We start from the raw sequence: 13,555 nt of genomic DNA, 5'->3' as shown, positions 1-13,555 counted from the left end.
CCGCTCCCACGGTTCTGATGTCATGCTACGGATTCCTGGCCAGGCACGGATATTGTAGGAGGGGGCAAGCCCGCTCCCACGGGTTCGGTGTCGTGCCACGGATTTCTGGCCAGGCACGGATACTGTGGGAGCGGGCTTGCCCGCGAAGGCGTCCGGTCGGGCGGCACAGTCATTTCAGCTTTACCCGCGAGCCCGTTTCCACAAAACCCATGCCTCGGCAGGGTTGCCTGATACCCAAGCTTCGGCGAGATCCCCATGCCCCAACCGCGTCCCTACAGAGTTGCACTCAACGGCTACGGCCGGATCGGTCGTTGTGTCCTGCGTGCGTTGTTCGAGCGGGGGGCGCAGGCCGGATTTGAGATCGTTGCATTGAACGACCTGGCCGACCTGGCCAGCCTCGAGTACCTGACACGTTTCGACTCCACCCACGGCCGGTTCCCCGGCGAAGTGCGGGTCGAGGACGATTGTCTGCATATCAATGGCCATTGCGTGAAAGTCCTGCGCAGTGCCACTCCCGAAGAGATCGACTGGGCCGCGCTGGACGTCGACCTGGTGCTGGAGTGCTCCGGCGCCTACCACACCCGCGAAGACGGCGAGCGCTTCCTCGCCGCCGGCGCGCCTCGGGTGCTGTTTTCCCAGCCGATGGCCAGCGAGACCGATGTCGACGCCACCATCGTCTATGGTGTCAACCAGGATTGCCTGACCGGCGATGAGCTACTGGTGTCCAACGCCTCCTGCACCACCAACTGCGGTGTACCGCTGCTGCGCCTGCTGGACCAGGCCATCGGCCTGGAGTACGTGTCCATCACCACCATTCACTCGGCGATGAACGACCAGCCGGTGATCGATGCCTACCACGCCGAAGACCTGCGCCGCACGCGCTCGGCGTTCCAGTCGGTGATCCCGGTGTCCACCGGTCTCGCGCGGGGTATCGAACGCCTGCTGCCGGAACTTGCCGGACGAATCCAGGCCAAAGCGGTACGGGTGCCGACGGTGAACGTGTCTTGCCTGGATATCACCCTGCAGACCGTCAGCGACACCGATGCGACTGAGGTCAACCGGATCCTGCGCGAGGCTGCCACCAGCGGTCCGCTCAAGGGCCTGCTGGCCTACACCGAGTTGCCCCACGCCAGCTGTGATTTCAACCATGACCCCCATTCGGCGATTGTCGATGCGAGTCAGACCCGCGTTTCCGGCCCGAGGCTGGTGAACGTGCTGGCCTGGTTCGACAACGAATGGGGCTTTGCCAACCGAATGATCGACGTTGCAGGGCATTACCTGAACGTGGTTCACCAAAAACCGTAAACCAGAGATTGCGACCCATGACCGTGTTGAAGATGACCGACCTCGATCTGCAAGGTAAGCGCGTACTGATCCGCGAAGACCTCAACGTCCCCGTCAAGGACGGTGTTGTCACCAGCGATGCGCGTATCCTGGCCTCGCTGCCGACCATCAAGCTGGCCCTGGAAAAAGGCGCGGCAGTCATGATCTGCTCGCACCTGGGCCGTCCGACCGAAGGCGAGTTCTCGGCCGAGAACAGCCTCAAGCCGGTCGCCGACTACCTGAGCAAGGCCCTGGGCCGTGACGTGCCGCTGGTGGCCGATTACCTGGACGGTGTCGAGGTCAAGGCCGGCGACATCGTGCTGTTCGAGAACGTGCGCTTCAACAAGGGCGAGAAAAAGAACGCCGACGAGCTGGCGCAGAAATATGCGGCGCTCTGCGACGTGTTCGTGATGGACGCCTTCGGTACCGCGCACCGTGCCGAGGGTTCGACCCACGGCGTGGCCCGGTTTGCCAAGGTCGCCGCGGCCGGCCCGCTGCTGGCCGCCGAACTGGATGCGCTGGGCAAGGCCCTGGGCGCGCCGGCCAAGCCGATGGCCGCCATCGTCGCCGGCTCCAAGGTTTCGACCAAACTCGATGTGCTGAACAGCCTGAGCCAGATCTGCGACCTGCTGATCGTGGGCGGTGGCATCGCCAACACCTTCCTGGCCGCTGCCGGTCATCCGGTGGGCAAGTCGCTCTACGAGCCTGACCTGCTGGATACCGCCCGCGCCATCGCCGCCAAGGTCAACGTGCCGCTGCCGGTCGATGTGGTCGTTGCCAAGGAATTCGCCGAAAGCGCAGCCGCCACCGTCAAGCTGATCGCCGATGTGGCGGCCGACGACATGATCCTGGATATCGGTCCGCAGACCGCGGCGAATTTCGCCGAGTTGCTGAAGTCATCCCAGACCATCCTGTGGAACGGCCCGGTGGGCGTTTTCGAATTCGACCAGTTCGGCAACGGCACCAAGGTGCTGGCCCAGGCCATTGCCGAAAGCGCGGCATTCTCCATTGCCGGTGGTGGCGACACCCTGGCGGCCATCGACAAATATGGTGTTGCTTCGGATATCTCCTACATTTCTACCGGTGGCGGTGCGTTCCTCGAATTCGTCGAGGGCAAGGTCCTGCCTGCCGTGGAAGTGCTGGAAACCCGCGCCAAGGCCTGAGGTGGCATTGGCCTTTGAAAGGGAGTTTTCATATGGTCAGGCCATTGATGCTGCTGATCCTGGCGGGCGTGCTGGGCGGTTGTGCCGGCAAGCCCGGGGCCGGGGCGACGAGCGAGGCCGCTCCGGCTGCCGGCAAGGGTTGCGATCAGGCCGACTGGCAGGCAGAAACCGCACCGGTGCTGAACAAGCGCCTGGGGCCGGACGGGCTGGAAAAATACGACACATCGTCCGGGACCCGGGAACAGGGTTGTCCTTGACGGGTCAGATTCACTACAGGCAGTACTGGCGGCCAGGGCCGTCAGTCGAGGAACCGGCATGAAAGGCTTTATCGCCCTTGCTTCACTGGCTCTGCTCGGCGGTTGCGCCGGCTTCAACCTGTCCTCGTCGACGTCGTCGGCGGACAACTGGACCCGCTGGGTCTGTGACAGCCAGGCCGAGGTGCTCTGGCGTTATGCCGACAGCGCGCAGCAGTCGGTCGACGTGCGCCTTGGCGGCGCGGACCAGGTGTATCGCCTGAAGCCCGAAGTCGGCGCCGTCGACAGCGGTGTGTTGTATAGCGACAACATGTTGGCGTTTCACAAAAAAGGTGATGAAGGCCTGGTTTACTGGGTCGCCACCAACGATTTGATCGGTCGGGCCTGCAAGGCGCCCTGATCGGTAATAACTTGAATAGCAGCCGCCGCTCCGGCAGGCTTGCACGATTAACGACCCTCGTCCGGGAGAGACACACACAATGGCACTTATCAGCATGCGCCAGATGCTGGACCACGCAGCCGAATACGGCTACGGCGTTCCAGCTTTCAACGTCAACAACCTTGAGCAGATGCGCGCCATCATGGAAGCCGCTGACAAGACTGACTCCCCGGTGATCGTCCAGGCTTCGGCCGGTGCCCGCAAATACGCTGGCGCACCGTTCCTGCGGCACCTGATCCTGGCCGCGATCGAAGAGTTCCCGCATATCCCGGTGTGCATGCACCAGGACCACGGCACCAGCCCGGATGTCTGCCAGCGCTCCATCCAGCTGGGTTTCAGCTCGGTGATGATGGACGGCTCCCTCGGCGAAGACGGCAAGACCCCGACCGACTACGAGTACAACGTCCGCGTTACCCAACAGACCGTGGCCATGGCCCACGCCTGTGGCGTTTCGGTTGAAGGCGAGCTGGGTTGCCTGGGTTCGCTGGAAACCGGCATGGCCGGTGAAGAAGACGGCATCGGCGCCGAAGGCGTGCTCGACCACAGCCAGATGCTGACCGATCCTGAAGAGGCCGCGGACTTCGTCAAGAAGACCCAGGTCGACGCCCTGGCCATCGCCATCGGCACCAGCCACGGCGCCTACAAGTTCACCAAGCCGCCTACCGGTGACGTGCTGGCGATCGACCGTATCAAGGAAATCCACAAGCGCATCCCCAACACCCACCTGGTGATGCACGGTTCGTCTTCGGTGCCGCAAGAGTGGCTGGCGATCATCAACCAGTACGGCGGCGACATCAAGGAAACCTATGGCGTGCCGGTCGAGGAAATCGTCGAGGGCATCAAGCACGGCGTGCGCAAGGTCAACATCGACACCGACCTGCGCCTGGCGTCCACCGGTGCCATGCGTCGCCTGATGGCCACCAACCCGAGCGAGTTCGACCCGCGCAAGTTCTTCGGCGCCACCGTGACCGCCATGCGTGACGTGTGCATCGCCCGTTACGAGGCTTTCGGCACCGCCGGCAACGCTTCGAAGATCAAGCCGATCTCCCTGGAAGCGATGTTCCAGCGTTACCTGAAAGGTGAGTTGAACGCCAAGGTCAACTGAGACTGTCCGTGTTGAAAAAAAACCGCCGAAAGGCGGTTTTTTCATGGGCGTTCAACCGCTTCTCAGGGGAGATCGATACTGCCATCCCTGCTCTGTCGGTAAAGGGTATAGGGCAGCGCCAGGGTATCCAGAATGCCGGAAGGTATGAGGTCCACGAACTGGAACGGCGTAAGGGCCGGTGCGTCGGGAGCCTGCTCCACCACCTGGGATGGACCATGCAGCACGCACAGGTTGTAAAACACTCCGCTGTAAACACGGGGAACGGCAGCACAATGGGTGTTCCATTCCTTGAGATTGCGGCGGGTGACATCATCACCGCGAAAGACGGTATTGATCGTTCCGCAACCCGAGAGCGACAGTCCCAGGGTGGCTGCGAGCAATGCGTGGCGGGTGCTTGTCATCCATGGCTCCATTAGCAGGGGCCGGTAGTCTAATGGAGGGTTTTATGCGCCTGGTAAGCAATATTTATGTACAGGTGTTGCCGATCCTGTGCGGGTTGCGGTTGTCCTGGCTCATCACTCCGCCCATGCAGTTTACGGTAACTTTGAAGTTTTATAACTTTACCAATATGAATTTTTGATTCATCCTTCCGGAATAAGAACATTCGATAATATTGGTATTATCCTCGGTGCTGTGATCTTGCACGCATGCTAAATTTCTAGTGTACTTATTTTCCAGGTAAAAAAGATCAATTCCACCTTCGTTGCCTGCGTACTTGAAACGCCATAAGTGGCCTGGTCTTGAGCTGCTGGCTGGAATCGTTGAAGCAAAGATTTCACCGTTTTTGGCCTCGAGTGCCCGGAAGTATCCTTGGTTTAAAAGCACGTACGAAAGTTCTTCTGATGTATTAGAGACTTTCCACTTCGATTCGGGGTAATCTTGGTCACGAGATAGATGGACGTTTTGCGATCCCTCGTTGTCTTCGACTGAAGAGACTTGAAATAATTTCGGGGATGATGAAGGCAGAGCCGTGTAGATTTTATAGATGCCTGGTTCGATTCTTACCACCGGACCTGGGGTGCTCCGGGGGTTTTTTTCAGAGGAATCGCTCTGATGAGGCGTCGATTTATCTTTCATGAGTATTGTCCTTGGCCGTTGCGCAATGGAGTTAGGGTGCCTTCTGGGTAAAGAGGCTTTCCGAGAAGGTAGCTTGCAGGCCTGAACTCCAGAAAATAATTTATCTCATGGTTCGCTATCGAATATATTGCTCAGGTTATGCAAGCCGGTCTTTTGTTATAAATTTCAGGTTTTCAGGTGGTCTTTTATGGTTCTGTTTTAATTGGCTCGTAGAGTGATTTGGTTGTAGTGGTGTCATTGTCTTTGTATATGGGTTGAATATAGAGTGTCAGCTTTTTTCCGTGTTTATGAAAACTTTGGATTTTTCATAATTTGACCAGTATGAATTTTTGGCTTGTCGCTCCGAAATAAGGAATTTCAATAATATTGGTTCTGTCTTCCGTGCTGTGATCTTTCACGCTTGCAAAATTCCTGGTGAGTTTGTTTTCCAGGTAGAAAAGATCAATGCCGGTTTCTTTGCCGGCGTCCCTGAAATACCAGGCTATGCTTGATTTTCCATCGATGTCTGGCCGCGGGACAGTGAGGACATTGCCGTCGTGGGCTCGCAGTATTGCGTGGATGCCCTGGTTAGATATATGGTATTCCCGCTCGTGGTGCTGGGTTGAAAAAATTTCCCACTTTGAATCGCCTTCGTAAGTGTCATGAAATAAATATACGTTGTGAGATCGGTCACTGTTTTCGATTGGAGAGACGGAAACCAGTTTCTGAGGCAATGAAAGCAGAGCTGTATAGATTTTATAGACGCCAGGTTCGATTCTTCGCGCCGGGCCTGGGGCGCTTTGGGCGTTTTGTTTAGAGGGTTCGCCCTGCTGAGCTGTGGATTTCTCTTTCATGATTATTTCCTTGAACGTTTCAATGGGCATGTGATACCCACTGAATGGAACGTGTTCCGAAGGGCACGGTGCAGGCCCGAACTTCAGGAAAAATCCCCTCATGGTCCGCTATCGAGGATGTTGGTCAGATTGCGCAAGTCGGTCTACTGTCAGAAATGACAGGTTTGTAGATCGTTTTATAATAGGGAATAGAGCTTTAATGCATAAAATAATTTTTTATGAATTTGTAGGATGAGGAAAGCTGGCAGGTAGTGATAAATAATATAAAGAACTGTCAATTATGACAGTGGTATAACGATGGCGAAATGTTCCACGATGAAACCTCATTCATAGTGGAGCCCTGTGCCATGAGCGAAGAGGACGAAAGCGATCCGAATTATTTGAGATACTTCAAGTTTCGCCAGAAGATCAACGTGACAAGGCGTGTCGCCGGCGATCAGCCCGCTTGTGAGCGAGGCGAGCTGTGCAGTATCGATTGGAGCACACGGATGCTTGTCTACTGCGCCGAAAGCGGGTTGTACCGAACGTTGAAGTTTGATGAGATCGAGCAGATCGACCCTATTGCAAAATACCGAAAATCCTCGTTGTTCTACCCATGAAGGGATAACGGTTATTTAAAAATTCTCCGATAGTTTGATAAAGACTAATGAACTGTCATTTCTGACAGTAGTCAGTGTGCGTTTATCCCGGCACTCTGCCGTTTCCCGTCCCGATAAAGGAGTGAACGGCCATGAGCAATAAAGACAAGGCAGTCAAAATCGAACCCAAGGGGCCTGCACCGGTCAAGGTGCCGCCTGTGGTGGAGCCTGTGACGAAACCGCAAACACCGAAGGGGCCTGCCCCTGTTAAACTGCCGTCCTGACTCAACGCCTGTTATCCCGCCCCGATTTGAAGTTCGGGGCCGTTGGCGGCGGGGCCGGCGAACAGGCCCTCAACCTTTCTCGTGATCGATATCCAGCTTGTAGAACGTCACCATCCCGCCTTCACTGGTGTACCCGGTGTTGTCCTGCACATAGACCCCGGCCTTGAAATACAGCGGCTTGTCGCGCCAGGTGGTGCTGATCTGGGTGTTCCAGGCGGCGTCGGCGGCGCGCACGCTCAGGTAGCCGCCACGGCTCAGGTGGATCACGTAGGTGAAGCTCTTGTCCAGCGGGACGTCGTCGGCAATCTGGATGACCCGGCTCTCTTCGTCGTCCGGATGGTTGCGAATCTTCACCACGATGATTCCGGTCTTGCGCCAGTCCTTGTACTGGTATTCGACCTTGAGCATGGGTTGGGTGCTGTTGTACGCGTGGATCTGGCCGATGACGATCTTGCCCGACGACGGTACCTGGTTCACCGCCAGGGTCGCGCGTAGGTAATTGTTGGCTTCACTGTAGAGCCAGTTGCGCAGGCGTCCGTCGGGGTAGGTCTCGCGCAGCTCGCTGCGGGGGTAGATGGCATTCTCGGTCTTGGAGCCGGTCACGGGCGACCAGAAGAACAAGGTGCCGGTGTCTGAATGAAAGTACTGGTCCTTGAAACCCTCTACCAGTTTGGGGGTGTCGATGGTCGCCGGAGGGGTGCCGACAGGCACGCTGAGGTTCCAGGTCGTCAGGTCGATCATGGGGGAGTCTCCCGTGTAAAACGTACGACGCACGGGCATAGGCATGTCGTCTGGTAAAAATCAGACAAACTGCTTTAGCCTGGGGCTTTGGGCGCTCTTTATACGGGTTGAACGATAGTTTGTTAACGTCAAACCGGCGAACGGTTGACGTCAAAGTGCCGACGAAATGCACAAGGCCCCGCCAGGCTTCGGCTTGCGCCGATAGCCGTTGGTCGGGTTGGCAAGGTGCTATTACCGCTGGGCGGGGGGAATCAGGCCGGTGTGTGCTTGATCGCCAGCTCGTAGAAGGTCGCACGACCGCCTTCATTGGCGCCGCCATGGTTGTCCTGCACATAAACCCCGGCCTTGAAGTACAGCTGCTTGTTGGCCCAGGCCGGATTGAGAGGGGTTTCCCAGTGTCCGTCGGCGGCGCTGAGGCTCAGCGTGCCGTTGGGCGTGAGGTGGATGTTGTAGGAAAAGTGCTGGTCGAGTTGGACATTGCGGGCGATGACCACCAGGGCTCCGTTCTTCGCCTGCGGATCGTCCGCGCGGACCTGGGCGACGATCGAACCGGTATGGCTGGCGGCCTTGTAGCGGTATTCGAGCTTGAGCAGCGGTTTGCTGTCGTGGTCGACGTGGATCTGGCCGATCACGATACTGCCGCTGGAAGGCACCTGGTTCACCGCCAGGTTGGCGTGCAGGCTGTTGTCGGCGTCGCGATAGGCCCAGTTGCGCAGGCGTCCGTCGGCGCTGGTCTCGCGGAGTTCGGTGCGTGGGTAGTGGGTGTTGGGCGTCAATGTACCGGTGACCGGGGCCCAGAAAAACAGGCTGCCGCTGTCGGCGTGGAAATACTCATCGCTGAAGCCCCGGGCCAGGGCCTGGGTACCGATACGGGTGGCGGGCGTGCCCTCGGGGATGGTCAGTTCCCAGGTCGACAGGTCGATCATGCTCACGGTCTTGGCTCGTGTGGTTTGAGAGCCTCTGTTATAAGCCTCGGCGACGCCGGGCAACTGTCGGCCGGCTGAATGCCGCGATCAGTTTCATCGACCGTTAGTCGGGATATAGGCGCTCGCCAAGGATGATGGCGTAATGGTCACTACTCTTTGCGCAAACCCGGACTAGAGTTGTCCTTGTCCATAGTCCGGTTTTCCGTATGACCACCGGTGGAGTTCCCCGAACATAGAGAAGCAGCATGGATTGCGCGCAACTTAAGGCTGGTGAAAGCAGTTCTGTCCTTTTGGTGGTCGATGACTATCCTGAAAACCTGATCAGCATGCGAGCATTACTGGAACGGCAGGACTGGCAGGTGGTTACTGCGGCGTCCGGTATCGAAGCGCTGACGCTGCTGCTGGAACACGAGATCGACCTGGTATTGCTGGATGTGCAGATGCCTGGCATGGACGGCTTCGAAGTCGCCCGTCTGATGCGTGGTAGCCAGCGTACGCGCCTGACCCCGATCATTTTCCTCACCGCCAACGAGCAGTCCCAGGATGCCGTCATCAAGGGTTATGCCAGCGGCGCGGTGGATTATCTGTTCAAGCCCTTCAACCCGGATATCCTCAAGCCCAAGGTCCAGGCGTTGCTGGAGCAACAGCGCAACCGCCGGTCCCTGCAGCAACTGACCCGCGACCTGGAAGCGGCCCGGGCCTTCAATGCCTCGGTGCTGGAGAATGCCGCGGAAGGCATTCTGGTGGTCAATGACGATGGCAGCATCCGTTTTGCCAACCCGGCGATTTCCCGTCTGCTCAACGCCCCGCTGGAACTGTTGATCGGCATGCCGTTCCTGAACTTCCTGCAGTACCCACACTTTCCCGATTGGCCGGGCTGCCCGTTGCACGAGGGTTATCGCAAGGGGGAGATCTATCGCCTGCACGACGCCCAACTGCGCACCACTGCCGGCGAATCATTGCCAGTGGCCATGTCCTGCGCGCCTTTGCCGTCTGACCAGCGGGCGATGGTGGTCACCGTGCTCGACATGTCGGTGGTGCACCATCTGCATCAGCAACTGGAGTTCCAGGCAGTGACCGACCCGCTGACAGGCCTGCTCAACCGCCGGGGCTTCTACCAGACCGCGGAAAACACCCTGTTGCGCAGCGATCACAGCCACAAGTCGCTGGTGTTGATGTACCTCGACCTCGACGGCTTCAAGCGGGTCAACGACTCCCTTGGGCACGAGGCTGGCGACCGGGTGCTGCGCTGGGTCTCGGAGCAGTTGAAGGCCTGTCTCAAGCCCTTCGATATCCTGGCGCGCATGGGCGGCGACGAATTCACCACCTTGCTCGATCTGGAGCGCCCGGAGCAGGCGGCGAAACTCGCGGAAAGACTGATCGAGCGGGTGTCGATCCGCCAGCAGATCGATGGCCTGGACATGACCCTGGGGGTCAGCATCGGGATCGCCACCTACCCCGATTGCGGTGCCAACCTCGATGGCCTGTTGCGGGCCGCGGACATTGCGATGTACGAGGCCAAGCGCGCCGGGCGCCAGCAATATCGCTACTACGACCATGAAATGAACGGGCGGGCCCGCTCGCGGCTGATGCTTGAGGAAAGCGTCCGTTCGGCCATCGAGAGCAAGGAATTCAAGATGGTCTATCAGCCCCAGGTGTCCCTCGCGGACGGTCGTCTGCGCGGCTTCGAGGCCTTGTTGCGCTGGCACCATCCCAGTGTCGGTGACGTGCCGCCGGGGCTGTTCCTGCCGCTGCTGGAAGAGGTCCGCCTGATCAGCCGCCTGGGCAGCTGGATCTATCGCCAGGCGGCGACCCAGCGCCATGCCTGGAATGGTGTGTTCGCCGATGAACTGGTGCTCAGTGTCAGCCTGAGTTCCACCCAGTTCTGCATGCCGAACCTGGTCGACGAGTTGCAGGAGGTGATCGAGCGTCACGACCTGCGCCCCAGCCAGTTGGAGGTCGAGGTCACCGAGGCGGCGCTGATGCACGATTTCGAGGCCTCGCGCAAACAGCTGCGGCGCATTCGCGCACTGGGCATGCGGGTCGCCCTGGATGACTTCGGCTCCGGTCATTGTTCGCTGAACCACCTGCGCGACCTTGAGCTGGACACCCTCAAGCTCGACCGTCACCTGATCGCCAAGATTCTCGATTCGCCGCGGGACGCGGCGCTGGCGCGCAGCGTGATCGAACTCTGCCAGCAGTTCGGCCTGCTGGTGATCGCCGAAGGGGTGGAAACCCTGGAGCAGTCGCAGTGGCTCAAGGCCAATGGCTGTCCCTTTGTCCAGGGCTTCCTGGTGGCCCGTCCGCTGACCGCCAGGGATGCCACCGGCTTCGGCCCGACATTCGACTGGAGCGCACTGACAGGTTGAATTCGCTACACTGGTGACCTTCTTCGATGTACGTAACGGCCTTCCATGACTGCGCTGAAATACCTTCAGGCCTATCCCACGTCCTTGCAGGACCAGGTGCGCCAGATGATTGCCGGGGACCAGCTGGGCACCTACCTGAACCAGCGCTATGCCGGGCGACATGGCGTGCAGAGCGACAAGGCGCTGTACGGCTATGCCCTGGCCCTGAAGCAGGAGCACCTGCGCAATGCCCCGGCCATCGACAAGGTACTGTTCGATAATCGCCTGGACCTGACCCATCGCGCCCTTGGCCTGCATACCGCGATCTCGCGGGTGCAGGGTGGCAAGCTCAAGGCCAAGAAGGAGATTCGCATCGCCTCGCTGTTCAAGGAGGCGGCACCGGAGTTCCTCCGGATGATCGTGGTGCACGAACTGGCACACCTCAAGGAAAGCGATCACAACAAGGCTTTCTACCAGCTGTGCGAATACATGCAGCCGGGGTATCACCAGCTGGAATTCGACCTGCGGGTCTATCTGACCTGGCGGGACATGCAGGGCAAGGCCGCCGTGGCCGATTAAGCGAGCGACAAGGAATTTCGGATGGACGTCAGCAAGACCAAGAGCAGTTTCTATCGTCGCCTGTATGTGGCCTGGCTGATCGACAGCGGGGTGGCCAGCAGCGTCCCGGCGCTGACCGAGGCGACCGGCATGCCGCGACGCACTGCCCAGGACACCATCGTGGCCCTGGCCGACCTGGATATCCTCTGCGAGTTCGAGCAGGAGGAAGGCGCCCGCAACCATGCCGGGCACTACCGGATCCATGGCTGGGGGGCGATCGACAAGACCTGGATCGAGCGTAACCTGGCGTCGATCAGGCAGGTGCTGGGCTATCCCTGATCGGTTTCAGGCCTTGCGCATGCCGATGTGCGGGATGTCATCCTCCAGATACGCCTCGCCCACGGCCTCGAAGCCGTAGCGTCCGTAGTAGGCCTGCAGGTGCGCCTGGGCCGAGAGGTAGATCGGCTGTTCCGGCCACAGCTTTTCGGCGTGCCTGAGTGCCTGCGCCATCAACTCGTGGCCCAACCCGAGGCCGCGCGCCTCCGGTGCAATCACTACCCGCCCGATCACCACGTCACCGCCCTGCGATACTGGGTCGAGCAGGCGCAGGTAGGCGGCCAGCCGGTCGTCGCGCCAACCCATCAGATGACAGGTGTCGCCTTCCAGATCGCGGCCGTCGACTTCCTGATAGGGGCATTTCTGCTCGACCACGAAGACCTCGGTACGCAGTTGCAGGATGGTGTAGAGCTGCTCCTTGCCCAGGTCGCTGTGATGTTTGCAGATCCAGTCGATTGTCATGTGCCTCATCCTGATTCAGATATCCGCTACCGATACTAAGCGGGTTGCCTCGCCGAGCCAACCGCGACTCCCGGCTTTGCGTGGATCGCCAGTCGGGTAATTTTTTGTGAACGAAGGCTAGTTGCCATCATTCATTTTGCTCGGCCTCGTCATCTTTGTGTAATCTGCTTTGCAGGGCGTTTGCCTCGGCGCCAATGAGCTAATGTTAGGAGCTGGGAGATGGCCACTTGCTTTCGCCCGGCCCCTGGGCTTCGGTTCACTCTGCAGGGCAGACCCGCCCGCTAAGGATCTTTGGCATGTCGCGATTGCATCGAGCTTTTGCTTTGCTTGGATTGCTGCTGCTGGCACAGAGCGCTACCGCAGAAAAATTGCGCTTGGTAGCCGACGCCTGGCCGCCGTTCACCGATGCGACCCTGGTCAATGGCGGCCTGGCGACCGATATCGTCAGCACGGCCCTGGCCCGTGCCGGTTATGCCAGCGACTTCGAGCAGGTGCCCTGGGCGCGCGCCCTGAAAGGGGTCGGCGAAGGGCGCTATGACGTGCTGATCAATGCCTGGTACACCAAGGACAGGACCTTGCTGGGGCAGTTCTCCGACGAGTACCTGCTCAACCGCGTGCGTTTTCTCAAGCGCAAGGATTCACCGATCACCTACGACACCTTGCCGCAGCTGCATGACTTTCCGATTGCCGTGGTGCGCGACTACGCCTATTCCGCCGACTTCGAGGCGGACGCCCAGTTGCAGAAGGTCCCGGTGCACAACTTCGCCATGGCCGTGCGCATGCTGGCGGCGGACCGGGTGAAGCTGACCCTGGAAGACGAGTATGTGGCGCGTTACTACCTGAAAAGCGAAACGCCGCGGGTGCGCAATGCGGTGGAGTTCCTGCCCAAGCCGTTGAGCGAGAACAGCCTGCATATCCTGGTCAGCCTGAAGAACCCGGAGCATGAACGGATCGTCGCCGGTTTCGACCGCGAGATCGCCGCGATGAAGGCGGACGGCAGTTACGAGCGCCTGCTCAAGCTGCATGGGATGTAACCACCTTCGCGAAACCTTGCAGGAGTCGGCTTGCCGACGAAGCTTTTGGCGGTCTTGAGGGCCTCATCGCTGCGATGCGGCGTCCCGACAAGCC

17 protein-coding genes are annotated in these 13,555 nt (G+C 59.3%); 11 read left to right on the top strand and 6 right to left on the bottom strand.

What is annotated here, in order from left to right; translation table 11 throughout:
- Positions 1-255 precede the first annotated feature (255 nt).
- From epd to fba, 5 genes are all read left to right on the top strand, one after another.
- Complete coding sequence (epd, locus tag HX881_RS12720; RefSeq protein WP_042936359.1) at positions 256-1,305, top strand: erythrose-4-phosphate dehydrogenase; 1,050 nt, start codon at positions 256-258, stop codon at positions 1,303-1,305.
- A gap of 17 nt (positions 1,306-1,322) precedes the next feature.
- Positions 1,323-2,486 (top strand): phosphoglycerate kinase, encoded by a 1,164-nt coding sequence (locus HX881_RS12715; protein WP_017128306.1) that lies wholly within the window; start codon positions 1,323-1,325, stop codon positions 2,484-2,486.
- Positions 2,487-2,518: 32 nt separating this feature from the next.
- Positions 2,519-2,743, top strand: coding sequence for a hypothetical protein (locus HX881_RS12710; protein WP_103032708.1), 225 nt, complete (start codon positions 2,519-2,521; stop codon positions 2,741-2,743).
- Positions 2,744-2,801: 58 nt separating this feature from the next.
- On the top strand, positions 2,802-3,140 hold the full coding sequence (locus HX881_RS12705; protein ID WP_177084766.1) for an MliC family protein: 339 nt from the start codon (positions 2,802-2,804) through the stop codon (positions 3,138-3,140).
- 79 nt (positions 3,141-3,219) lie between these two features.
- Entirely contained in the window at positions 3,220-4,284 is a 1,065-nt protein-coding gene (gene fba / locus HX881_RS12700; protein WP_010444835.1) for a class II fructose-bisphosphate aldolase, read from the top strand.
- A 62-nt stretch (positions 4,285-4,346) separates the two neighbouring features.
- On the opposite strand, the gene HX881_RS12695 is transcribed toward fba, so the two are convergent.
- The 3 genes from HX881_RS12695 to HX881_RS12685 all read right to left on the bottom strand — a co-directional run bounded on the left by HX881_RS12695 (position 4,347) and on the right by HX881_RS12685 (position 6,194).
- Positions 4,347-4,685, bottom strand: coding sequence for a YceK/YidQ family lipoprotein (locus HX881_RS12695; protein ID WP_017128309.1), 339 nt, complete (start codon positions 4,683-4,685; stop codon positions 4,347-4,349).
- Positions 4,686-4,836: 151 nt separating this feature from the next.
- Positions 4,837-5,361 (bottom strand): RICIN domain-containing protein, encoded by a 525-nt coding sequence (locus tag HX881_RS12690; protein WP_177084764.1) that lies wholly within the window; start codon positions 5,359-5,361, stop codon positions 4,837-4,839.
- A 305-nt stretch (positions 5,362-5,666) separates the two neighbouring features.
- Positions 5,667-6,194, bottom strand: a complete 528-nt coding sequence (locus HX881_RS12685; RefSeq protein ID WP_177084762.1) for a hypothetical protein — start codon at positions 6,192-6,194, stop codon at positions 5,667-5,669.
- A gap of 347 nt (positions 6,195-6,541) precedes the next feature.
- On the opposite strand from HX881_RS12685, the gene HX881_RS12680 reads away from it, so the two are divergent.
- Together HX881_RS12680 and HX881_RS32985 are read left to right on the top strand one after the other, a co-directional pair.
- Positions 6,542-6,793, top strand: a complete 252-nt coding sequence (locus tag HX881_RS12680) for a hypothetical protein (RefSeq protein WP_042936382.1) — start codon at positions 6,542-6,544, stop codon at positions 6,791-6,793.
- Between the two features lie 131 nt (positions 6,794-6,924).
- Positions 6,925-7,056: a hypothetical protein gene (locus HX881_RS32985; RefSeq protein ID WP_281367687.1), complete on the top strand. Its 132-nt coding sequence runs from the start codon at positions 6,925-6,927 to the stop codon at positions 7,054-7,056.
- 69 nt (positions 7,057-7,125) lie between these two features.
- On the opposite strand, the gene HX881_RS12675 is transcribed toward HX881_RS32985, so the two are convergent.
- Together HX881_RS12675 and HX881_RS12670 are read right to left on the bottom strand one after the other, a co-directional pair.
- Complete coding sequence (locus HX881_RS12675; RefSeq protein ID WP_017128313.1) at positions 7,126-7,797, bottom strand: polysaccharide lyase family 7 protein; 672 nt, start codon at positions 7,795-7,797, stop codon at positions 7,126-7,128.
- 251 nt (positions 7,798-8,048) lie between these two features.
- Positions 8,049-8,723, bottom strand: coding sequence for a polysaccharide lyase family 7 protein (locus tag HX881_RS12670; protein WP_017128314.1), 675 nt, complete (start codon positions 8,721-8,723; stop codon positions 8,049-8,051).
- A gap of 245 nt (positions 8,724-8,968) precedes the next feature.
- Here HX881_RS12670 and HX881_RS12665 point away from each other — a divergent pair, with 245 nt between their 5' ends.
- From HX881_RS12665 to HX881_RS12655, 3 genes are read left to right on the top strand one after another with little or no spacing between them, the layout of a single operon-like run.
- Positions 8,969-11,092: a putative bifunctional diguanylate cyclase/phosphodiesterase gene (locus tag HX881_RS12665; protein ID WP_042936361.1), complete on the top strand. Its 2,124-nt coding sequence runs from the start codon at positions 8,969-8,971 to the stop codon at positions 11,090-11,092.
- A gap of 45 nt (positions 11,093-11,137) precedes the next feature.
- Entirely contained in the window at positions 11,138-11,650 is a 513-nt protein-coding gene (locus HX881_RS12660) for a M48 metallopeptidase family protein (protein ID WP_177084760.1), read from the top strand.
- A 21-nt stretch (positions 11,651-11,671) separates the two neighbouring features.
- Positions 11,672-11,968, top strand: coding sequence for a winged helix-turn-helix domain-containing protein (locus HX881_RS12655; RefSeq protein ID WP_017128317.1), 297 nt, complete (start codon positions 11,672-11,674; stop codon positions 11,966-11,968).
- A gap of 6 nt (positions 11,969-11,974) precedes the next feature.
- Here HX881_RS12655 and HX881_RS12650 read toward each other — a convergent pair whose 3' ends face one another.
- Positions 11,975-12,427, bottom strand: a complete 453-nt coding sequence (locus HX881_RS12650; protein ID WP_177084758.1) for a GNAT family N-acetyltransferase — start codon at positions 12,425-12,427, stop codon at positions 11,975-11,977.
- A gap of 296 nt (positions 12,428-12,723) precedes the next feature.
- On the opposite strand from HX881_RS12650, the gene HX881_RS12645 reads away from it, so the two are divergent.
- Positions 12,724-13,461 (top strand): substrate-binding periplasmic protein, encoded by a 738-nt coding sequence (locus HX881_RS12645; RefSeq protein WP_177084756.1) that lies wholly within the window; start codon positions 12,724-12,726, stop codon positions 13,459-13,461.
- Positions 13,462-13,555: the final 94 nt, after the last annotated feature.

The sequence above is a fragment of the Pseudomonas gingeri genome (assembly GCF_013386115.1).
Classification (GTDB): Bacteria; Pseudomonadota; Gammaproteobacteria; order Pseudomonadales; family Pseudomonadaceae; genus Aquipseudomonas; species Aquipseudomonas gingeri.
This window is presented reverse-complemented; position numbering and strand designations above follow the sequence as displayed.